At 37.6% G+C, this 21456-nt stretch carries 19 protein-coding genes and 1 pseudogene; 9 read left to right on the forward strand and 11 right to left on the reverse strand.

From position 1 onward, the window contains the following. Positions 1-100: 100 nt before the first annotated feature. The gene (ccsA, locus tag AC1W31_RS07015) at positions 101-2671 is read left to right on the forward strand and encodes a cytochrome c biogenesis protein CcsA (RefSeq protein ID WP_481733706.1); all 2571 of its coding nucleotides are present in this window, start codon (positions 101-103) and stop codon (positions 2669-2671) included. A gap of 219 nt (positions 2672-2890) precedes the next feature. On the opposite strand, the gene AC1W31_RS07020 is transcribed toward ccsA, so the two are convergent. After that, entirely contained in the window at positions 2891-3433 is a 543-nt protein-coding gene (locus AC1W31_RS07020) for a collagen-like protein (protein ID WP_481733707.1), read from the reverse strand. Between the two features lie 339 nt (positions 3434-3772). Here AC1W31_RS07020 and AC1W31_RS07025 point away from each other — a divergent pair, with 339 nt between their 5' ends. Next, positions 3773-4594: a DUF4405 domain-containing protein gene (locus AC1W31_RS07025; protein ID WP_481733708.1), complete on the forward strand. Its 822-nt coding sequence runs from the start codon at positions 3773-3775 to the stop codon at positions 4592-4594. Positions 4595-4642: 48 nt separating this feature from the next. Here AC1W31_RS07025 and AC1W31_RS07030 read toward each other — a convergent pair whose 3' ends face one another. Beyond that, positions 4643-5521, reverse strand: a complete 879-nt coding sequence (locus AC1W31_RS07030) for a helix-turn-helix domain-containing protein (protein WP_481733709.1) — start codon at positions 5519-5521, stop codon at positions 4643-4645. A 43-nt stretch (positions 5522-5564) separates the two neighbouring features. Between AC1W31_RS07030 and AC1W31_RS07035 the strand changes: the two genes are divergently transcribed. From AC1W31_RS07035 to ilvC, 3 genes and pseudogenes are all read left to right on the forward strand, one after another. After that, a complete protein-coding gene (locus tag AC1W31_RS07035; RefSeq protein ID WP_481733710.1) occupies positions 5565-5831 on the forward strand; it encodes a hypothetical protein in 267 nt (88 codons plus the stop codon). After that, positions 5809-6150 (forward strand): annotated as a pseudogene (locus tag AC1W31_RS07040) (toxin-antitoxin system TumE family protein). Before AC1W31_RS07035 ends, AC1W31_RS07040 begins: the two are co-directional and overlap by 23 nt. 199 nt (positions 6151-6349) lie before the next feature. Beyond that, positions 6350-7834, forward strand: a complete 1485-nt coding sequence (ilvC, locus tag AC1W31_RS07045; RefSeq protein ID WP_481733711.1) for a ketol-acid reductoisomerase — start codon at positions 6350-6352, stop codon at positions 7832-7834. 54 nt (positions 7835-7888) lie between these two features. Here the strand turns inward: ilvC and AC1W31_RS07050 are convergent, their stop codons facing one another. From AC1W31_RS07050 to AC1W31_RS07085, 8 genes are all read right to left on the reverse strand, one after another. After that, positions 7889-9019 carry an acyltransferase family protein gene (locus AC1W31_RS07050; RefSeq protein WP_481733712.1) on the reverse strand — a complete coding sequence of 377 codons (1131 nt, stop codon included), beginning with the start codon at positions 9017-9019 and terminating at the stop codon, positions 7889-7891. Positions 9020-9219: 200 nt separating this feature from the next. Continuing rightward, positions 9220-9750: an acetolactate synthase small subunit gene (gene ilvN / locus AC1W31_RS07055; protein WP_481733713.1), complete on the reverse strand. Its 531-nt coding sequence runs from the start codon at positions 9748-9750 to the stop codon at positions 9220-9222. A gap of 95 nt (positions 9751-9845) precedes the next feature. Further along, a complete protein-coding gene (ilvB, locus tag AC1W31_RS07060; protein WP_481733714.1) occupies positions 9846-11588 on the reverse strand; it encodes a biosynthetic-type acetolactate synthase large subunit in 1743 nt (580 codons plus the stop codon). Between the two features lie 266 nt (positions 11589-11854). After that, positions 11855-13027, reverse strand: a complete 1173-nt coding sequence (locus AC1W31_RS07065) for a hypothetical protein (RefSeq protein WP_481733715.1) — start codon at positions 13025-13027, stop codon at positions 11855-11857. Positions 13028-13044: 17 nt separating this feature from the next. Continuing rightward, entirely contained in the window at positions 13045-14721 is a 1677-nt protein-coding gene (gene ilvD, locus AC1W31_RS07070) for a dihydroxy-acid dehydratase (protein ID WP_481733716.1), read from the reverse strand. A 594-nt stretch (positions 14722-15315) separates the two neighbouring features. Beyond that, positions 15316-15870, reverse strand: coding sequence for a DinB family protein (locus AC1W31_RS07075; RefSeq protein ID WP_481733717.1), 555 nt, complete (start codon positions 15868-15870; stop codon positions 15316-15318). Further along, positions 15867-16439 carry a GNAT family N-acetyltransferase gene (locus AC1W31_RS07080; protein ID WP_481733718.1) on the reverse strand — a complete coding sequence of 191 codons (573 nt, stop codon included), beginning with the start codon at positions 16437-16439 and terminating at the stop codon, positions 15867-15869. The genes AC1W31_RS07075 and AC1W31_RS07080 overlap by 4 nt, the downstream gene beginning before the upstream one ends. A 20-nt stretch (positions 16440-16459) precedes the next feature. Then, the gene (locus AC1W31_RS07085) at positions 16460-17335 is read right to left on the reverse strand and encodes a ChaN family lipoprotein (RefSeq protein ID WP_481733719.1); all 876 of its coding nucleotides are present in this window, start codon (positions 17333-17335) and stop codon (positions 16460-16462) included. 85 nt (positions 17336-17420) lie between these two features. On the opposite strand from AC1W31_RS07085, the gene AC1W31_RS07090 reads away from it, so the two are divergent. From AC1W31_RS07090 to AC1W31_RS07105, 4 genes are all read left to right on the forward strand, one after another. Then, on the forward strand, positions 17421-17894 hold the full coding sequence (locus tag AC1W31_RS07090; RefSeq protein WP_481733720.1) for a nuclear transport factor 2 family protein: 474 nt from the start codon (positions 17421-17423) through the stop codon (positions 17892-17894). A gap of 30 nt (positions 17895-17924) precedes the next feature. Further along, complete coding sequence (locus AC1W31_RS07095) at positions 17925-19013, forward strand: Gfo/Idh/MocA family protein (protein ID WP_481733721.1); 1089 nt, start codon at positions 17925-17927, stop codon at positions 19011-19013. Between the two features lie 138 nt (positions 19014-19151). Beyond that, the gene (locus AC1W31_RS07100) at positions 19152-19622 is read left to right on the forward strand and encodes a DinB family protein (RefSeq protein WP_481733722.1); all 471 of its coding nucleotides are present in this window, start codon (positions 19152-19154) and stop codon (positions 19620-19622) included. Beyond that, positions 19619-20044 carry a GNAT family N-acetyltransferase gene (locus tag AC1W31_RS07105; RefSeq protein ID WP_481733723.1) on the forward strand — a complete coding sequence of 142 codons (426 nt, stop codon included), beginning with the start codon at positions 19619-19621 and terminating at the stop codon, positions 20042-20044. The genes AC1W31_RS07100 and AC1W31_RS07105 overlap by 4 nt, the downstream gene beginning before the upstream one ends. A gap of 11 nt (positions 20045-20055) precedes the next feature. On the opposite strand, the gene AC1W31_RS07110 is transcribed toward AC1W31_RS07105, so the two are convergent. Next, entirely contained in the window at positions 20056-21456 is a 1401-nt protein-coding gene (locus AC1W31_RS07110) for a DASH family cryptochrome (RefSeq protein ID WP_481733724.1), read from the reverse strand.

A 21456-nucleotide genomic window follows, 5' to 3' on the forward strand; every position in this document is an offset into this window, starting at 1 on the left:
TCGAAAATATAACTGCCATTAGCGCTGATGAGATTCTTGACGAATATCATGTTAATAGAGTTTTTTTAAGGTGTTTTAATACGCCTAACCCCAAAATAAAATGCTTCATACAACCATCGGAAATATTGGTCATTTGTGCATCATCCTGTCATTTGTGGCATCGGTGATAGCAACTTTTGGCTATTTCAAATCTGTACAAACCACTGATTTAATTCAACAAGAATCTTGGAAACGCTTTTCTCGCTATGCCTTTTATGTCCACGGATTGGCAGTTGTGGGCGTGATAACTGCCTTATTCTTGATTATTTACAACCATTATTTCGAGTATCATTACGCATGGTCGCACTCATCGAGGGCTTTACCGGTTTATTATATCATTTCCTGTTTTTGGGAAGGGCAAGAAGGCAGTTTTTTGCTTTGGATATTTTGGCACGCCGTTTTGGGAATTGTACTTATCAATACCAATAAACACTGGGAAGCACCCGTAATGGCAATTTTTGCCGCCGTGCAAACTTTCCTTTGTTCGATGATTTTGGGTGTTGTTTTACCCGTAATCAACCTCAAAATCGGCTCTTCGCCCTTCTTGATGTTACAGGAAGCCATGCCCAATTTACCAGTTTGGCAGATGAAACCCGATTTTATTGCCGAAGATGGAAATGGACTAAATCCTTTGCTTCAAAACTATTGGATGGTGATTCACCCACCAACGCTTTTCTTGGGTTTTGCTACGACTTTAATTCCTTTCGCCTACGCAATGGCGGGTTTGTGGAGACGTGAATTTACCGTTTGGATTCGTCCTGCTTTGCCGTGGGCTTTATTTTCTGGCTTGGTTTTGGGCGTAGGAATTATCATGGGTGGCTATTGGGCTTACGAAACCCTCAATTTCGGCGGATATTGGAACTGGGATCCCGTTGAAAATGCCTCATTTGTGCCGTGGTTGGTTTTAGTGGCGGCTTATCATTGCATGATTATTTACAAAACGAATCAAACCGCTTTGGGAACTTCGTTTATTTTAGTAATCGCTACTTTCATCTTGGTTTTATATTCCACTTTTTTGAATAGAAGTGGCGTTTTGGGCGATGCTTCGGTTCACTCTTTCACAGATTTAGGACTTTCGGGACAGCTATTAATTTACTTATTATTCTTCTTAATTTCCGCCATTACTTTGTTGATTTTTAGATGGAAAGAAATTCCAAAAGATGAAAAAGAAGTATCCACTTATAGCCGTGAATTCTGGATTTTTATGGGTGCAACTACGCTCTGTTTATCCGCTTTTCAAATAATTGCAGCTACCTCCTTACCCGTTTACAACAAAATTGTAGAAGCGCTTGGTTTTGTCTCAAAACTTGCTCCTCCTGCCGATGCTGCTACTTATTATTCTAAATTTCAATTATGGTTTGGCGTAGGAATTGCCATATTTTCAGGGATTGGACAATCTTTTTGGTGGAAAAAAATCAAAAAAGAAAACGTTACAAAATTCTTTCTTACCCCATTATTAATTAGTTTGGTATTGACATTCGTAGTCATTTTCTTTACCACCAAAACCCAAACGGGCGACTTTTTTGAATCTCCTACGTACATCGTCTTATTGTTCGCTGGCATCTTCTCAATCTTGACGAATGGCTCAATTTTGATGGATATTTTCAAAGGAAATTACAAACTTTCGGGCGGAGCAGTTACGCATATTGGGGTAGCAATGATGCTATTAGGAATCCTTTTTTCTTCTGGATATTCGAAGATTGTTTCGATGAATGAGAGTGATATGAAAATCTTTAATGTGAAAGATTTGGATGCAAAAAATGCCAATGCTAACAAAGAACACATTGCCTTGTGGTTGAATACGCCACAGCAAATGGACAATTACACACTTACTTACAAGGGCGTGCGAGTAGAAGGGCGAGAATTACCTGAATATTTGCGTCCAGAACAGGTGGAAATTATCGAAAATGACTTCCACGCCATTGCTTTACAGGATATTGAACAGAAAGGGAAAAAGTACTATTCAAAGGGCGATACCTTACCCGTTTTTCCAGAAAATAAATATTACGAAATAGATTTTAGAGATAAAGAAGGACGAGTAACGACACTTTACCCCCGTTTTCAGATTAATAAAAAAATGGGAAATTCGGTCTCTCCTGCCCTCAAACGCAATCTTGGTAGAGATTTATACACGTATGTTGCTCAAGCGCCCGACTTAGACCAACGTGAATGGAGCAAAACCGAAAACTATACCATTGCCGTAAAAGATACTTTCTTTTTGAATGATTATGTAGCGGTTTTGGACAATGTGGCTCGTGTAGATACTTTTGAAGGCAAGCCTTTAGGCCCCAATAATGCGGCAGTTCAAGCGACGATTAAGGTGATGGGTAAGGAATTCATTCAGCACGAAATAAAGCCCACTTTTGTCATTCGTGATGGCATGGTAGCGATGCCTCCCGTTGAAAATGACGAAGTAGGAATTCGGGCAAAATTCACCAATATTGACCCTAAAACGGGCAAATTTGGATTTGCTTTTAATACTACCCAAAGAGATTACGTAGTGCTAAAAGCCATCGAAAAACCATTGATAAATTTACTTTGGATTGGTACGGTGATATTAATGATTGGCTTTATTATGGCCATTATCAGACGCTATCGAGAATTTAAATTGATGCGGGATAAGGAATTGTAAAATCTCATAAATTTGCAGAGACAAGGTAATGAATGCCTTGTCTTTTTTTGTATTTAGTTGGGAAAAAATCATATCACTTAGCAGTTTCAACACACATTAAAGAAAATTTATGGTTCATTTAATATCATTTTTCTGCTAAAAATATATTATTCAAACAAACCCGCCTAATAATCAAGTGTTGATTATTAGGCGGGTTTTGTTTGAATAATATATCCTCTTTTAATCTTTTAAACCATAATAGGTTTTCACCTCATCATAATTTTTATAATCAATGGCCGCTTTACGACCGCCAGCAACACCACCAGGAATAATTACATACCGAATAGCCGTACTTGAAGAAATAGCATAACTTGCGGTAAGCCTAATATTTCCAACGGTGAATATTTGAAATATTGTATAAGCAATTGAACCAAGCGTTTGTGAATAGGGGAGGTAATAAATAGATGTTCCAATTTTCCAGTATACATGCACATCTCCTTTATCTAAAATATCTTGGGTCAATTTTGGAGCCGCAACATTTACGATATAACTATTCCCACTTCCTACAAACGTGACATTAACCCAATCTGAATAACTTACATTGGCTGTTCCCGTAGTACCCGTTGCCCCTGTGGCACCAGTTGCTCCGGTTGCGCCTGGTGTACCTGTTGGTCCTGCGGGCCCTGCGGGTCCAACATCACCTTTTTCAGCTTTACAAGCATCCATAAAAATAACGGCAGCAAGTACTGCCAACATCCCGAAAAGTCTTTTAATTGATTTCATTTTGATCATATTTATTGTGAAAAATAGAGATAAATTAATGGAATGGGCAAAGCCAATTCATTAAACATTAACAAAGAAATATTTAAAAAAAATGAATACCATACATTATTGAGTTTGTGGTAATATTAATGAGTTATCGGTCTTTATTTGTAGTAAGCAATCGCAAAAATTAATAACCCAAGAATGAGTATACTTTTCAATAAATTTTTCATGATTTTATCTTTTAAGTTTAAACATGACAGAAGTTCTTATTTAACGGTATCATTTTTGAGTTTACGGTACTTTTCAAGTAACTTTTTGCCTAAATTTGTTTAAACATTCACTATTAACCAACGAATCATGAAACGTAAGAACATTATTAGCCTATCGGTAGCATTTGCCTTTTTGAGTTTGTCAATCACGGGCATTTTGTTGTATATCAAACAAAAAGCGCACGCCGTTGAAATTACACATACCGTATTTGGGTTAATTTTCGTAGGCTTTGCCATCTTTCATATTGTCAATAACTGGTCTTCAATTACGGGATATTCAAAAGAGAGAACCTCTGGGAAATTCAAAAAAGAATTCATCATTGCATTTCTGGTTTTTGGTGTTGTATTAGCAGGAACAGCCTCCGAAATCCTTGAACCTGTGGCAGAAGCAGGGAAAATTTTTGCAGGAAAAAAACCTAAACGTCCAGAGAATTTATCGTTTGAAGAAGTAAAAACCAATCAAGATTCAAAAGGAACGGCTTTGAGAATTTTGGTCGAGAAAAATAAAGAAACAGAATTACCAATCGTAGCAATTTGGGTAGAAGATGCCGACCATAAATTTGTGGAAAATCTTTACGTTCCTGGCAAAGAAGCCAAAATGCCAGAAAGCGAAGAAGAAGCCCGAGAAGGACATTTTGATATTTCAGATTTCAAGTCAGCATCTTTAGCGAAATGGCAAACCGTAGCAACTTCAAAAACGCCACTTTCAGAAAAAGAAACGCCTCACGAAAATTTTGTGGTCAATTCAAAAACCTTCGTAAAAGGCATTTTTTACGTGATGTTGGAAGTGAAAAGCAAAGATAAATCCGAAGTATATGAAGCTAAAGTCGATGAAACAATTAGTGGATTATCTAAATTAAAATCAACAGGTAATAGTTTGATAAAGAGTGGATTAGTGGAAATACTATAAAATATAATTCATAAAACAAAAACGGTATTGCACAGAGCGATACCGTCTTTATTTTACCATATTCCGCCTAAATTCCAAAGGCGAAAGTTTCATCAATTTCTTGAAATATTTGGAAAAATACGATTGGTCAGCGAAGTTTAGTTTGTAAGCAATTTCAGAAATCCCTAAGTCGGTATGCGTTAAATATCGCTTAATTTCCATCCCCATTCGGTCATTAATCAAATCCGTTGACGTGCGGCCCGTTACATTTCTCACCGTCTCACTGAGGTGATTGGGCGTTATGGTCAGCAAATCTGCGTATTGTTTCACCGATAAATTTTCCTGACATTTTTCTTCGATTAATTGTTTAAAACGCTTCACCAAAATTCTCCCTTTATGAGCCTGTTCGTCCATCGTACCTACCGGGTAAATCCGCTTGCTTTGAATCAAAATTAAATCCAACAAAGCTCTTATAACCTCCTCATTATCAGCTAATTTCAATTCTTTTTCAGTAATTGCTTTTTGAAAAAAGTCAATAAAGGTTTGTCTTTCCGATTCATTTTCTAAATAAAGTGGTGGTGTTTCTTGAGCCAAATTATAGAAAAAGGGCAATTCAAAAAGTTTGTACGGGTCGGTTTTATTGAAATGATAAAAGGACGAGGTAAACAAAAAAATATATCCTTGCACATCATCCGAAAGCGTTAACTCATGAATTTGTCCAGGCGAAAGAAAGAAAATTGAAAAAGGTTTAATTTGATGATGCTGAAAATCAATCGTATGCACACCTTCGCCTTGCGTGAGGAACAAAATCTCATAAAAATCATCGTGTCTGTGTGGATATGTCACCTTGAAATTTCGATGAATATCAAAGACTTCAATCTGAAATTGAATGGTTTTTTCAGTCTTTGCATTGAATTTATCTATGCTGTAAATGGGGATGGTTTTCATTTTTAATAACGAAATTATTTAACTATGTTTGTAAAAAAAACTTATGCAAACGTTATCAAAACAGCAGGTAAGTAATTGGATACTACTTGATTATAATGCTCAGAAGCAAGTTTTTCAAGAGAAAATACATTTTCTTGAAAGAAAATATGCGACTGACTTTATATCGTTTGAACAAAAAATCGAACAGGCAAGCACAGAAAATTTCGAAGCGTGGGATGATTACATAGAATGGAAAGCCTTCCAACAGTTTTTGTCGGAATTATTAATCAAAATTGACGAAATAAAACATGGAGATTTTCAAATGGCTTGATGATTCTTCCTTCGTCAAATCACCTGCTATCAACGATTTTAGGAAATCTGAAACCGTTTTTTACCTCAATATAAAAATACATTTCGTCAATAATTCTGAACTTCACGTACGAGAATATACAGATGTTGACCATCGCAAATATTCTTTCCATTGGCAATAAATCAACGGCGATTTAATAATCCGATGGGACAATGCCCCTCATTTTCCTGACCTCATTACTTTTCCGCATCACAAACATTTAGCTTCTGGCGAAGTGACAGAAAGCTATGATATTTCGCTTGAAGAAATATTAAGCTTTATTCAAAATCAAATTTTATAAAATAAAATTATACAATATTTAATATTTTTAACTAACTCATTTTCAGTTATTTAAAAACACTCCTATCATCATAAAAAATATTACCCATCAAAAATACCTAAAATTCATGATAATTTACCATAAAATTTGACCGTCTTTTAAGAACTTTGTAATATAAATTAAATCCAGTTCTCGGAACTGACAACCAATAACCAAAACAATGGCAAATTATTTCAACACGCTTCCTCTCAGAGAAAAACTTAATCAATTAGGTGTTTGTGAATTCATGGATGTTAGTGCTTTCGGAGACGGCGTTCAAGCATTAATCGGTAAAAAAATCGTAATCGTGGGCTGTGGCGCTCAAGGATTGAACCAAGGCTTAAACCTTCGTGATTCTGGTTTGGATGTTTCATATACGCTCCGTCAGGAAGCAATTGATGGCAAAAGACAATCTTGGAAAAGTGCTTCTGAAAACAATTTCAATATCGGTACTTACGAACAATTAATTCCAACGGCTGATTTAGTAATTAATCTTACGCCAGACAAACAACATACAGCGGTAGTTTCGGCAATTATGCCTTTAATGAAACAAGGAGCTACACTTTCGTATTCTCACGGTTTCAATATCGTGGAAGAAGGAATGCAAATCCGTAAAGATATTACCGTAATTATGGTGGCGCCAAAATGCCCAGGAACGGAAGTTCGTGCGGAATATGTACGTGGTTTTGGCGTACCAACTTTGATTGCCGTTCACCCAGAAAATGACCCCGAAGGAAAAGGTTGGGCGTATGCAAAAGCGTATTGTGCAGGTACGGGCGGACATCGTGCGGGCGTATTGAAATCGTCGTTTGTGGCTGAGGTAAAATCTGATTTAATGGGCGAGCAAACAATTCTTTGTGGTTTGTTGCAAACGGGTTCAATCCTTTGTTTCGACAAAATGATTGAGAAAGGTATTGAGGCTGGATATGCTTCTAAATTCATCCAATATGGTTGGGAAACTATCACTGAAGCCTTGAAACAAGGTGGTATTTCTGGTATGATGGACAGATTATCAAATCCTGCGAAAATCAAAGCTTTTGAAATTTCGGAAGAATTGAAAACTATCATGCGTCCATTGTTCCAAAAACACCAAGACGACATCATGAGCGGGTTTTTCTCGCAAACAATGATGGAAGACTGGGCAAATGACGATAAAAATTTATTGACTTGGAGAGCCGCAACGGGCGAAACTGCCTTTGAGAAAACACCAGCGGGAGCCGTAAAAATTGCTGAACAAGAATATTTTGACAACGGTCTTTTGATGGTAGCGATGGTACGTGCGGGTGTGGAATTGGCTTACGAAACAATGGTTGAAGCGGGCATCATCGAAGAATCGGCTTATTACGAATCTTTGCACGAAACGCCACTTATCGCCAACACAATTGCTCGTAGAAAATTATTCGAAATGAACTCGGTAATTTCTGATACGGCTGAATACGGATGTTATTTATTCGACCACGCTTGTAAGCCTCTTTTGGCAGATTTCATGACCAAAGTTGAAACAAACATCATCGGAGGAAACTTCAACGAGGGAAAAGATAACGGCGTGGATAACAGAGCATTAAATGCGGTAAACAAAGCTTTACGTACGCACTCAATTGAGGTTGTGGGTGATAGATTACGTGCCGCAATGGGTGCCATGAAAGCAATTGCTACGGTAGCGTAATTTGTTGATATTTAGGGATTTAGGACGGCTTCGCTTTGGTGAAGCCGTCCTTTTTTATTTTGTTTTCACCCCAAACAAAACCCGCATCAAATTGAAAGGTCTAATCAAAAAATGATAAATCAATAATGAGCCTAAAAACGTTCCAATCATCAATATTAGCAATTTTATCTCCCAAGCCCATGACAAATTGACGATGTAAAATCCAATGATGAGAAGGATAGTTTGGTGTAAAATATAGAAAGGGTAAACCGCTTCGTTGGCGTAAACCAAGAATTTATTGGTATAATTGAGGTAATGTTTGGTATAGCCTCCGATGCATAAAATCACCGAAAAAGCATTGATTCTGGTTATAATTCCTTCCACAAAAAATTCTAAATCGTCATTTTCAATGGGAAAAACTGGATAATGTACAAAGAGGTACATGGACGCTCCAAACAGAATGGATGCCCACAAATAAGCCTTCCGATTGGTTTCGAGCATTGCCCAAAAATTAAGGTTTTGTCCTAAAATATAGCCTAATAAAACCAACAAAAACGAGTTGAGAAGATTGAGCCAATCGTGGACAAGGTTGTGCGTAGTGGGCGAGATTTTATCTAAAGTCCGAAACAAAAGTATAAAAGGCAACATCATCCAATAAATTTTGATGGGATGAATAAAAACCTGATAAAATTTCTGCAAAAATCGCTGTCCTCCCTCCGACCGCAAAACTAAAAAAATGGGCGTTCCTACCACAGAAAATACCCATAAGTAAACAATAAACCAGAGATGATGCCACGAAAAACTACCTTTGGGATAAGGAACAAATTCAAAAACACTGGGATAAAAATCGGAGTAAGAACCTATAAACTGATGATTAATAACCCTTTCATAATAAATCTGAGGAGGAATAACGACTAACATTCCAAAAATTAAAGGTAACAATAATCGCCGATTGCGTTCACGCACAAATGCCCAACCCGTGCGAGATTTCAAGGCAAAACTGATGCCTACGCCCGAAATGAAAAAGAGTAAAGACAGTCGCCATTGGTTGAAAAAAAGCATTGGATATTTTAGCCAGTCTATAATTTCATTATTTTTGAAGTGAAATTCCCAAGGCACAAAGAACATTCCTGAATGATAAAAAATAAGGATTCCGAAAGCCAATACCCGAATCCAATCGAGGTAATATTGTCGATTTTTTGTCATGGTTATAGTTTTGGTTTGATAATTCATAAGATGCACTTAAACGGTTGTTCGTTGCATGGTCAAAATTAAAAATATAACGCAAGGGAAAATTTTGTTTGGAAAGAAAAAGGAAGTGAATTATAAAATATTTTCTTGTTTACATATAATAAAGACGGCATCACTTTGAGCGATGCCGTCTTTAAATATTAGTACTAAACAGGCTAAACCGTTTCCCAATCCGATTCTGGCAGATATTCTACCAAGCCTTTTTCGGTTTTTCCCACGGCTACTCTGCCTGATTTTAGGTATTCCAAAATCTCCCAATTTTTCATGTATTGGTAAAATTCGGCAATTTCTACTTCGGTTCCGTTCTTTTCAATAACCACGTAATCCAATCCCCAATGAACCACTTTTGCGTTCCAGTCGAGGTTGATTTCTTTAATATTCAAGGCAATGCCACCGAGGGGCGTTGCCAATTTGAAAAGTGCAATTTCGTTGAAGACAATTTCATGGTCGAGATAACCAAAAACGGCCAAAACATCCACCACTTTACGGATTTGACGAACCAATTTTTCAACTGCATCACGATTCTCATGTCGCATCACAATTGTAAACCGAGAAACGCCTTTACGTTCTGTTTCACAAACCGTTAGCGATTCAATATTCAGTCTTCTACGAGTAAAAATAATCGTAATTCGGTTCAATAAACCGATGGTATTGGTGGTAAATATGGATAATGTGTATGTTGTCATTTTTTCGATTTTTGATGTTCGGTTTTCGGTTTTTTGTTATTCGATTTTCGATGTTTGATTGTCAATCCCGAACATCAAACATCGAAAATCGAAATTTACTCCAAACGAATACTCGCTACTCCTCCACCCGCAGGCACCATTGGGAATACGTTTTCTTCTTTTTCACAAACAATTTCTAATAAATACGGCGTTGTTGCGGCTAACATTTTATCCAATTCTGCCGATAATTCGGCACGGTCAGAAACCTTGTGCGCATCAATCCCAAATCCTTTTGAAATCATAATAAAATCAGGGTTTTGGAGTTCCACGAATGAGTATCTTTTATCGAAAAATAACTGTTGCCATTGACGAACCATTCCTAAGAAATTATTATTCAAAATGATAATTTTTACGGGTAAACCACTTTGGGCAATCGTTCCTAATTCTTGAATCGTCATCTGAAAACCACCATCACCTATTAAGGCAATAACCTCACGGTCAGGAGCGCCCACTTTCGCACCAAAAGCGGCAGGAAGGGCAAATCCCATCGTGCCAGCACCACCCGAAGTTACTAATGAATTGGGCTTCATATACTCATAATAGCGATTGACAATCATCTGGTGTTGCCCAACGTCTGTTACCGTAACTGCCTCACCCTTAGTCTTTTTAGAGAGCATTGCCACGGCTTCGCCCATCTTGATCTTATCGCCATCGTGAAACAAATCCCGCTTAGAAACCTTTTCAAATTCTATTTCGTCATATTTTTTAAATTCTGCAATCCACTCGGTGTGTTTACGTTCTCTAACTAACGGCAGAAGGGCTTTCAACGCTTCTTTGGCATCACCCACTACGGGTGCATTGGCAATAATATTCTTATTGATTTCAGCAGGGTCAATGTCAATATGTACCACTTTAGCTTGGGTAATAAATTGCGCCAAATCTCCCGTAACTCTATCATCAAAACGCATTCCGATGGCAATAATTAAATCCGCTTCGTTAGTCAAAACGTTGGCTCCGTAATTGCCATGCATTCCTAACCAACCAATATAATTTGGGTGATTATGGGGTAAAGCTGACATTCCTAAGAGCGTTGTGGCAACAGGAATATCGGTTTTACGAGCAAAAGCATCCAATTCTTCTTCGGCTTTCGCAATCAAAACACCGTGTCCCGCAAAGATGTACGGCTTTTGGGCAGCATTTATCAATTTTGCCGCTTCCTCGATTTGCGAATGCTTTGGAATGTACCTCGGACGATAGCTAACGATTTCATCACAAGGTTTATAGACAAATGGTTTTGTCATAAAATCTGCCTGTGCCGTGCGAGTAATATCTAATAGAACAGGGCCAGGACGACCAGATTCTGCGATATAAAATGCCTTCGCCATAATCTCAGGAATTTCATCAGCATCTACAATCTGATAATTCCATTTGGTTACGGGCATCGACATTCCAATAATATCACATTCTTGAAAAGCATCCGTTCCCAATAGATTTGCTTTTACTTGACCGACCAAACAAACCATTGGCGTTGAGTCCAAAAGTGCATCAGCGATGGGAGTCATCAAATTGGTTGCTCCAGGGCCAGATGTCACCATCGCAACCCCAGCTCGTCCCGTCATGCGAGCGTAGCCTTGTGCAGCGTGTCCAGCACCTTGTTCGTGACGCACGAGAATATGTTTGATGCGGTCTTGATAGTCGTAGAGGGCATCATACGTAGGCATAATTGCTCCACCTGGATACCCGAAAATAGTTTTTACGTTATTCTCTACTAAACATTGCATGATTGCCTGAGCCCCCGATAAAAATTTGGGCGTTTCAGTCACGGGCATTTCTGCGGTCATGGTTTGTGTGTTTGCCATGTTGGTATTTTTTATTCTTGTGATTTTGTTGTTTTTCTAATGTCACAATTTGTGGCATTATATTTTGTGTCTCATTATCAGATAGTTACTAAATTTTAGTGTGAAAATATTTTGTATTATTCTGATAATTTTATGGCTTTGATTGAAACAAATTACGTTGCTTTCTGTCATTCTATTTAGAATCTATTTAGTAATTTAGAGATGTTATTTTCAGATAAAATGACCTATTACTAAACTGCTAAATGGATTCTTTGCAGAATGACAATTCACATCAACTGCCCTCCGCCAACGATTCTAAATTTATTGAGTGTAGGAGATAAAATTGATACTAAAAAACATACGATTAAGACGTATTTTAATTCTTTTTCGGATAAGTATTTTTTACAAATTAGCAAACTTAATAACAGCGCAACAAATCCGTAAGAAATGCCTCTATTTACATCGTAAGCAATAAATGCAAACCCAATTGAGATGATTAAACTACCTAAAAAAGTCCCTAAAAATTGATAGTTTTTTTCTTTAAACAAAACAATTAATGCCATAATAATTAGCATCCACATGCCATCAAAACCTGCCCAAATTCTCAATGAAAGCATCTTTGAATTTTCTTTAAAGGTGGTAATAAATTCGCCGATGTAAGTAACCTCGTGCAACTGATAATGCACCGTCAAATATTGTCTAATCCCAATGTAAATTACCCCTGAAATAAAAACTGCGAACCATTGTACATTCAGTTTTAAAGCAAATTTATGTCCGTTGAAAGGCGTAAAAATCCACCAAAGCATTACAAAAACGGCATTTACCAAAGCTCTTTCATCCACCCAAAAAGCCCATTGACAACAGAGGAATATGGCAAAAGGATTTCTTGTATAAATGCTCAATAAAAGAAAGAAAAACGCAAAAAAATCACCGTATGGAACAATGTCTAATACGAATGAACCACCGCCTGCATACAGATTTGTAAAACCCGCTACGAAGAGTAAAACTAAGATTCTATCCGTGTTTTCACCCAAAATAATCAGCGACATTTTTGCAATGACATAAATATAAAGGAACCCCAAAATAAACGTCAAAAAGTATAACCAAATCTCAAAATGTTCGGCTCCTACAATCCTCACAAGTGTGGGCAGGAAGAGCCTAAACTTCATTTTTGCTTCGTGCTGATAGCTTTCAATGCTTCTATCTTGCCCAGTTTTGAAAAAACCAAAATAATCTTCTGATTGGGCTTTTATGATACTGTGGGCGGTGTCTAATTTCCCTTGTTTTACGTAATCGTTAATAAAAGTTCTGAAATAGACCAACTTGCTCATATTGCCCGAAAAATCTATGACAATGAAAAGAAATATCGAAACAAACGTAACCTTCAATAACCAATATTTTCCCCGAACCAAAAAGGCTAACCGTCTTTCTATTTCTGAAATTATTGAATCAATATACATAGTATTAGGTTTAAATTTTACAAATCCGTTACACAACCCAAACTCGCACTACTCACATTTTTGATATATTTTCTCAAAACGCCTTGTTTGAAAGGTGATTCGATGGGTTTCCACAGTTTACGTCTTTCGGCTAATTCTTCGTCCGAAACGTGCATTTGAATGGTGTTATTCACCGCATCAATCGTGATAATGTCGCCATTTTTTACCAAGGCAATATTTCCGCCATCTTGTGCTTCAGGCGTGATGTGTCCGACCACAAAACCGTGTGTACCACCCGAGAAACGTCCGTCTGTAATCATTGCAACGGAATTGGCAAAACCGGCGCCCATTACTGCCGAAGTTGGCTTCAACATTTCGGGCATTCCTGGGCCGCCTTTTGGTCCTTCATTGCGAATAACGATTACCATTCCCGCTTTGATTTCTCCTTTTGCCAAAAATTCCATTACCTCTTCTTCTCGTTCACAAACTTTGGCAACTCCCTCAAAACGCTCGCCTTCTTTACCCGTAATTTTTGCTACTGCACCTTCCGTTGCCAAGTTTCCGTAAAGAATTTGCAAGTGTCCAGATGCCTTCAATGGACTCGAAATTGGTACGATAATCTTCTGAGTATCAAAGTTTAATTCGGGAACATCCGCCAAGTTTTCAGCAATTGTTTTTCCCGAAACCGTCATACAATCTCCGTGTAATAATCCTTCTTGCAAAAGATATTTCATTACGGCTTGCACGCCTCCGATGGCAAGCATGTCTTCCATGTAATATTTTCCAGAAGGCTTCAAATCTGAGATTAATGGCGTGCGGTCTGAAATATCCTGAATGTCTTTCAGAGTAAATTCAATCTCCGCAGCACGGGCAATTGCCAAGTAATGCAAGACCGCATTGGTCGAGCCACCCATTGCCATTACAACCGTCATAGCGTTCTCAAATGACTTGCGAGTCATGATATCTCTGGCACAAATATTTTTTTCTAAGAGCACTTTCATGGCTGCTCCAATGGCAAGACACTCGGCTTTTTTGCCTTCGTGCGTTGCTGGATACGAAGATGAATTGGGCAAAGTCAAGCCCATGGCTTCCATCGAACTTGCCATTGTATTTGCCGTGTACATTCCTCCGCAAGCACCCGCTCCAGGAATTGCATTTTTGATAACGCCTTCGTAGTCTTCGTCGGAAATTGTTCCTGCGAATTTCTGTCCTAATGCCTCAAAAGCAGAAACAATGTCTAATTTTTTACCTTTATATTCACCTGTTTTGATGGTTCCACCGTAAACCAACATCCCCGGGCGATTCAAACGTGCCAAAGCCATCATTGCTCCAGGCATATTTTTGTCACAACCCACCACGGCAATCACGCCATCGTACCATTGAGCTCCCACCACATCTTCAATTGAATCCGCAATTAAATCACGACTTGGCAATGAATAACTCATGCCATCGTTGCCGTTTGTCATACCGTCCGATACGCCAATGGTGTGAAAAATTAAGCCAACCATGCCATTTTCTTGTACGCCTTTTTTCACGTGAACCGATAATCCGTTCAGGTGCATATTGCAAGTATTACCTTCATAACCCGTGCTGGCGATGCCAATTTGGGCTTTTTGCATATCTTCTGTGGTCAGACCGATACCGTACAACATAGCCTTAGCGGCAGGATTGGTTACTTCTTGGGTAAGTGTGCGGGAAAATTTGTTTAATTCCATTTTGTGATAATTGATTGTTTTATGGAACACGGATTTAACGGATTGGACACGGATGTCATTTTAGATTTAAAAATATAAATCCGTGTCTAATCCATTAAATCCGTGTTCCATTCTTATACATTATACAAAAGACCTTCCACGTTATGTGAGAAAGGTCTTCTTTGAAATAAATAAAAAGCCTAACTCAACTCAAAATCAGAGCAGAATTAGGACTACAATGATATTTACAGATATTTGATTCATCTAATTTTAGAATAATATTTTCAGCGAATTTTCGCTACAAATTCATTCGATACTTATCAAATATACAGTAGTTTATTTCTTAATTACAAATAAAAACCAAATAATATTTTATGATATACCTTTTTCGCCAATGATTATTTTTTGTTTAAATCCTATAAATCAAAAGATAATTCTTTAAATAATGAAATTTGTTAGTTTTTATTTTGAAAAAGTTGAATGATTCAAGAGAAAATATTTTTAATAATTGCGTAAAATATTTTTAGCGAAAATTCGCTTAATGATTTTTTCGCCATTATTGATGTATGCTTCAAATCTTCTCTCCTTTCCTCCAATTTCCTTTCCTCCTCAAAATTACCAACCAACATAACCTTCTGGAATAACCTCATTCAACCGCAAATAACAAATCGCTTGTCCACGGTGATGAATAATGTGGTTTTCCATCGCATAGAAAAAACGCCACATTTGAATGGTTCCGCCCGCATAATCTTCGGGTTTTAGGAGCGTTTCTGGCTTGGTTTCATTTACCACTTTCAAAACCCAAGCATAAAATTTATGAAGTTCCGTTTCTAAATCTGCCTTGGATAGTTTTGCCCAAAAAGAGGGCGGTATTTTTTCGTAAGGATTGGGAATATTCAAACGACCGCATAATTGCACGGCTGTAAAAGTGATACAATGCACAAATTGGGTACGAAATGAAAAAGATTCGGGCGTATAACGAAACTCCAATTTTGCTTCGGGCATTTGGTTGAAAATCGTGAGTGTATATTCCTCAGAGCGTTTCCAAGCATCGGCAAATTCAGCTTTATACCCCAAAAGGTCTTTCTCAATTTGCCTTTTTCCAAAACTTGGGAGGGTGATAAATCCTGCTGTTAGGGTTTTCAAGAGGGTTTTTCGGGTGATTTTCATAGATTTGTTGGTTTAAAATCCCAAGCCACCACCTCCCAAAACTCAGGATAAGTTGTATCAAAATATTCATGAATTATCTCAAAACCCACTCGTTTATGAGCCGCCAGCGAACGGAGATTTCGTTTGGCAATTTCGGTAACGCAAAGCTCAAAACGGTCGGACAATTCGGATTTATGTTTGGCGTAAAGTCCATCAAAAATGCCTTGTCCACGATAGCCTTCTGCTACACAAATCTGCCCCATGGCGTAGTATTTAGTATCTTTTATCAACTTGCCTTTGTATTCCAATTTGTCCAACATTTCAAACATTGCCGTCAAAACGGGAATATCGAACCTAAAACTTTCGGGCATTACTAAAGCGTAACCAATCACTTTATCGCCATCTTTAGCAATAATTTGCGGAAAAGCCCGATTCATGCGTGAGAGCAAATCAAAATTGTGGACAACGGTTACAAATCCTTGATCGTTGGCAACGTCTTCCGAGATATTTTTCGTCAGATTTAATTGTTGTAAATCCAATAATTGCTGGATTTCTCGGTCGGTTTTAATGGTGGTGAATGTGATGTTCATGGTAAAATTAAAATAAATAATCAATAACTTTTCGTCATATCATCAGGAATGGCGAAAATAAAATTGGCGGTATTTTTCTCTTTTTCGGTAGGTTGCGTAATATCTTGGGCTTGAATGGTATTAATGGTAACAATCTTTAATTTGGGGTTTTTCTTTTTCAAATGCCACACAATTCCTTCAAAATTATTGGAATGATAACTCCCATTATAATGCACAAATGTACGTCCCGCTTCATAATTTTTCAAGATAAAACTCGCCATCGTGGCATCTTTAATTACTTGGGCTTTGGTGATGTTTTCCGCCGACATACTCATGCCTCCGCTTCCGTGCATCCCGCCCATTTTCATCATTTCGGCGTAAGCTGGCAAAGTCAAATCCACGTCGATAGGCAAAGGAGCAATGTTCTTTTTGGCATCATCCGAAAGCTGGGTCAATGCCTCCAATCCTCCTTTTGAAACCATACTGGCGTATCTTCTTGGAATATTGGTGGCGATAAATTTGAGCTTATTTTCTTGGGCGAAATCTAATAAAGGTTTATAATCCGTTTGATAATTTTGCCAAACTTTCGCTTCGGTTTCAAATTGTTTTGCGGTGATTAATGATTTCAAATATTCATCCACAACCGTCTGATTATCAGCCTCGAACATCTCAGCACCCAAAACTAACTGCTCTTTTTTTGCAAGAAATAAATCCTTCGTAACCTGTAATTCAAGCCAGTGGTTTAAGGAATTATCGTGTAATTCGCCAAAGAAAACAATGTCTGCTTGTGTAAGTTCTTTGAGCATTTTTTCGTAGGAAACAGTTTTCAAATCTTTGTCGTACAGCAAATAGGCTGGCTTGTCGGATTTTATAAAACTAAAAAAGGAAATGGTGAGTAAGAAGGCGAATATTTTCATTTTGTTGATTTGATTCTAATCGTTTTGATAGAAATTATGTTCTACGTAAATTTATGCAGATACTTTCCCAAAACCAAAGAGAATTATGCACGTAAACGAACAATTAATCCACAAATTTTACGAAGCCTTCGCCCAAAAAGATTTTAACGCCATGGCAGAATGTTATCACTTAGAAGCAATTTTCAAGGACGAAGCCTTTGATTTGAAGGGCAGTAAACAAATTGGGGCAATGTGGCAAATGTTGATTGAACGTGGAACGGATATGAGGATGGAATTTTACAATATTCAAGCCAACGATTCGACTGGAAAAGCGCACTGGGAAGCGTGGTACACTTTTTCAACTACGGGCAATAAAGTGCATAATATTATCAATGCTCATTTTACTTTTAAGGATGGCAAAATCTGGAATCACCGTGATAGTTTTAATTTTTATCGTTGGTCTTCTCAATCTTTGGGAATAACGGGAAAATTATTGGGTTGGACTGGCTATTTACATCAAAAAGTACGTGCTACGGCCATGGCAGGATTAGAAAATTACATGGCTCGCAAGGAGCTGTAAGCAACAAATACTTTAAAATAATCCCAATATATGAACAACACTCGACGTAATTTTTTAAAAACCTTTGTGGCAACTTCCGTTGCTTTACCTTTAATTTCCAAAGCCAACATCTCCGTTAAACCTGAGAAAAAATTGGGTATTGCGCTCATTGGATTGGGTAATTATGCAACCAATAATCTGGCTCCAGCCTTCGCAAACACACAATTTTGCCGTTTGGCGGGTATTGTTACGGGTACACCCGCAAAGGCCGAAATTTGGAAAAAGAAGCATGATATTCCAGAAAAGAATATTTATAACTATCAGAATTTTGATGAAATCGCCAAAAATCCAGACATTGATGCGGTGTATGTGGTTTTGCCAAATGGCTTGCATCATGAGTTTGTTTTGCGAGCGGCAAAAGCGGGAAAACACGTTTTTTGCGAAAAACCAATGGCCATTTCTGTGAAGCAATGTGAGGAAATGATTGCGGCTTGTAAGGCGGCAAAAGTAATGCTGTCAATTGGCTATCGCCTTCATTATGAACCATTTACGAATGAAGTTATGCGATTGGCGAAAGATAAAGATTTTGGAAAAGTAACCTTTGTGGAATCAAGTTTCGGGTTTCCTTTAAGAGATAAAAAGGCTTGGCGAATGATTCCAAAACTTTCGGGTGGTGGGCCGATGTTGGACGTTGGGATTTATGCGCTCAATGCCGCAAGATATGCCACGGGCGAAGAGCCTATTTCGGTAACGGCACAAGCTGTAAAAACCCGTCCTGATATTTATGTAGATGGCATTGAAGAAACGATGTTTTGGCAAATGAAATTTCCGAGTGGCGTAATTTCCAATCATACCACAACTTATAATTCAGGCGTTCAGCGTTTGTACGTAGGATATGAAAATGGTAATTTAGAAATGTCTCCCGCCTTTGATTATGGCCCTTTAATTGGTAAAACTTCAAAAGGCGAAATGAAATTTCCGATTGTCCATCACCAAACGTTAATGTTAGACGGAATTTCGAGCGATATTCTCAATAATCGTCCCATGAGAACGCCTGGTGAGGAAGGTTTGAAAGATATGAAAATTATGGCCGCTATTTTTGAAGCTGCTAAGACTGGGAAAGAAGTGAAATTAGGGTAAAGCAGTAGGCAGTAGGCAGTAGGCAGTAAAAAATTGAAATTCGTATATGTTTTTACTGACTAATAACTTTATTTTTACTACCTACTGCAAACTGTCTACTGCCTAACTATTATACATAAACCATTCATTATCAACAATATGCAAGAAGTTATTGCCCAATTAAATCAAAGAATAGAATCCGTAAAAACGTATATTTCTGGACTTTCGGAAATGGAATTGCAAGCGAAAAATAGTCTCGAACAATGGTCAAAAAAGGAAATTTTGGGGCATTTAATTGATTCTGCTCAAAGCAATATTCGACGCATGGTGGTGGGGCAATATCAAAATGAAGCTCACATTATTTATCGTCAAAATCAGTGGGTAAAAGCGGCTGATTATCAACATTATAATTCCGAAGATTTACTTCAATTTTGGGCTTTAATGAACAAACATTTTTGCCAAGTTTTGAAAAATTTACCGCTCGAAAATTATCAAACCATCACCAATTGGGGCAATGAAACTACACCCATGTTGGGACAAGATTTTGTAACGCTTGAATTCGTAGCAAATGATTACGTTCGCCATCTTGACCATCATCTCAAACAATTGGGAATCAATTTACCATTATGATTTTCAATATCCGCAAAGCCCTTGACCAAGACCTTGATTTAACCTATAAAATCAAGAAAAATGCACTGAAAGAATACCTCGAAATGCTTTGGGGATGGAACGAAAAAGCACAGAAAAATTTTCACCAAAATCAGTTCAAAAAAGACCATTTCCAGATAATTGAGCTGCAAAATGAAGCGATTGGTTACCTCGAAATTGAATACTACAAAGATTATATTTTCTTAACAAATTTAATGATTTTACAACGTTTTCAAGGGCAGGGCATTGGTAAAATTATTATGGAAGATTTACTCAAAAACAACCCTAATATCCAGTTGGAAGTATTGAAAGTCAATCAGCGGGCTATTCAATTTTATAAAGGACTCGGTCTTGTCATCGTGGAAGATTTGGAAGTTAGTTTTCGGATGAAAATAGGCATTTGATTTCCTATTGACTACGATACTCTATTCCATTTTTTTACTTCCACAATCGGATTAGGATAATCTACCCCCAATCGTATGCCAAAACGCTTTTGTTCCTCATTATTTAGTAGGCCAACTGAATGAACTTTATCGGCTGGCACATCCGAAAGCACTGGTAACCAATGCTTTACGTATTCTCCTTTGGGGTCATAATTACTGGCTTGTTTCAGAATATTGAAATAACGATTCTCTCTTGGGTCATTGCCAACGCCCGCTACGTAGAGCCAATTTCCCCAATTTGAACAAACATCATAATCAATCAATTGGCTTTCAAACCATGCCGCACCCCAACGCCAATCTATCTGCAAATCTTTCACTAAAAAACTCGCTACATTTTGTCGTCCACGGTTGGACATATATCCTGTTTGTAATAATTCTTTCATATTGGCATCAATCAAAGGCACGCCAGTTTCTCCCAAACGCCACTTTTCAAAAATATTTCGGTTGCGTTTCCAATTAGTAGGCTTATTCATGATACCTTTTTCATAAAAGATTTTATTCCCAAATTTCATCGCTACAAAACGAAAATAATCACGCCAAATTAACTCAAAAACTAACCAATAAGTGGATTCATTCGCCGTTCGTTCTAACTCATATTTTTTAATTTCTTCGTAAATAGATCTTGGTGAAATACAGCCATTCGCCAGCCAAACTGAGAATTTTGAGGAATAATCTAACCCCAACATTTCATTGCGAGTTTCTTTATAAATTTTCAATAAATCTTTTTCCCAGAAATAGTGATTGAGGCGATTAATGGCTTCGGTTTCACCACCTTTGAAATTGACCGTAATATTTTCATCTACTGACAGATTAGGAATGTGTCCTACTTCAATTAATTCCTTAAAAATTAAATTTTCAGGCGTTTTGAAAACAGTCCTAATCTTTGAAAATTTCTCAACTTTGTTTCTGAATTGCGTAAATACATCGGGCAAATGTTCAATATCCATTGGCAAATCATCCACGTGAAAAAGGGTTGATTCCCAGAAAAATTTCACCTTTCGTTCATCGGCTTTTAGACGTTCTTCAACCAAAGAATCTACTTCGTTCTCTTCCTGCGTAATTTCCTCCGAAGTATAGACTTCATCTGCTTGAATTTCTCGGGCTAATTGGGGTAAAATATCCTCAGGGAATCCCGTGCGGACGATGAGATTTGAACCAATTTTGTGTAAATTTTCTCGCAGATTCTGAACCGATTCTGTTAAAAATTGATGTCTAATTTCCCCCGTTTTCTGAAATCCTAAATGATGTTCTTCAAGAATTCGTGGGTCAAAAATATAGACTGGAACCACTTCAACGGTCTTTTCTGAGGCTTTCCAAAGAGCTTCGTGGTCGTGAATACGCAAATCGTTGCGGTACCAAAGTATAATTTTCAT

This window comes from Arcicella sp., assembly GCF_964672035.1.

Coding starts and splice junctions, on each gene's coding strand:
- AC1W31_RS07020 (WP_481733707.1), bottom strand. CDS start 3,433: ATGAAATCAATTAAAAGACTTTTCGGGATGTTGGCAGTACTTGCTGCC.
- AC1W31_RS07080 (WP_481733718.1), bottom strand. CDS start 16,439: ATGAACATCACATTCACCACCATTAAAACCGACCGAGAAATCCAGCAA.
- ilvD (WP_481733716.1), bottom strand. CDS start 14,721: ATGGAATTAAACAAATTTTCCCGCACACTTACCCAAGAAGTAACCAAT.
- ilvB (WP_481733714.1), bottom strand. CDS start 11,588: ATGGCAAACACACAAACCATGACCGCAGAAATGCCCGTGACTGAAACG.
- AC1W31_RS07025 (WP_481733708.1), top strand. CDS start 3,773: ATGAAACGTAAGAACATTATTAGCCTATCGGTAGCATTTGCCTTTTTG.
- AC1W31_RS07105 (WP_481733723.1), top strand. CDS start 19,619: ATGATTTTCAATATCCGCAAAGCCCTTGACCAAGACCTTGATTTAACC.
- AC1W31_RS07100 (WP_481733722.1), top strand. CDS start 19,152: ATGCAAGAAGTTATTGCCCAATTAAATCAAAGAATAGAATCCGTAAAA.
- ilvN (WP_481733713.1), bottom strand. CDS start 9,750: ATGACAACATACACATTATCCATATTTACCACCAATACCATCGGTTTA.
- AC1W31_RS07090 (WP_481733720.1), top strand. CDS start 17,421: ATGCACGTAAACGAACAATTAATCCACAAATTTTACGAAGCCTTCGCC.
- ccsA (WP_481733706.1), top strand. CDS start 101: ATGCTTCATACAACCATCGGAAATATTGGTCATTTGTGCATCATCCTG.
- AC1W31_RS07030 (WP_481733709.1), bottom strand. CDS start 5,521: ATGAAAACCATCCCCATTTACAGCATAGATAAATTCAATGCAAAGACT.
- AC1W31_RS07110 (WP_481733724.1), bottom strand. CDS start 21,456: ATGAAAATTATACTTTGGTACCGCAACGATTTGCGTATTCACGACCAC.
- AC1W31_RS07095 (WP_481733721.1), top strand. CDS start 17,925: ATGAACAACACTCGACGTAATTTTTTAAAAACCTTTGTGGCAACTTCC.
- AC1W31_RS07035 (WP_481733710.1), top strand. CDS start 5,565: ATGCAAACGTTATCAAAACAGCAGGTAAGTAATTGGATACTACTTGAT.
- AC1W31_RS07050 (WP_481733712.1), bottom strand. CDS start 9,019: ATGACAAAAAATCGACAATATTACCTCGATTGGATTCGGGTATTGGCT.
- AC1W31_RS07065 (WP_481733715.1), bottom strand. CDS start 13,027: ATGTATATTGATTCAATAATTTCAGAAATAGAAAGACGGTTAGCCTTT.
- AC1W31_RS07085 (WP_481733719.1), bottom strand. CDS start 17,335: ATGAAAATATTCGCCTTCTTACTCACCATTTCCTTTTTTAGTTTTATA.
- ilvC (WP_481733711.1), top strand. CDS start 6,350: ATGGCAAATTATTTCAACACGCTTCCTCTCAGAGAAAAACTTAATCAA.
- AC1W31_RS07075 (WP_481733717.1), bottom strand. CDS start 15,870: ATGAAAATCACCCGAAAAACCCTCTTGAAAACCCTAACAGCAGGATTT.